We start from the raw sequence: 223 nt of genomic DNA on the forward strand, positions 1-223 counted from the left end.
TTTTTCACCTCTTTATCTTGTTCCTGTTCGAGTTCTATTGCCGCTTGTTCCACTTGCTTTTCTACTTCTCTTGCCACTTGCGCTAACTGTTCAGATGTTACTTTTTTCACGTGTTCTTCTGGAATCCCAAGCAGTTGTTCATCCAGGTGTATTGCTTCTTGAATTTGTTGAAACATAAGCTGAATGTTCTGTTGAAGTTTATCTTCGTAATTTTTCGTCGCTT

General features: G+C 38.6%; 1 protein-coding gene. It reads right to left on the reverse strand.

Features of this window, described 5'->3' with window-relative positions; translation table 11 throughout:
* Nucleotides 1-223, reverse strand: a 223-nt coding sequence (locus MR076_RS27035) for a hypothetical protein (protein ID WP_396021745.1), incomplete at both ends; no start/stop codon positions are given.

It is taken from the genome of Bacillus cereus group sp. BfR-BA-01380 (assembly GCF_022663535.1).
Lineage (GTDB): Bacteria > Bacillota > Bacilli > Bacillales > Bacillaceae_G > Bacillus_A > Bacillus_A cereus_BB.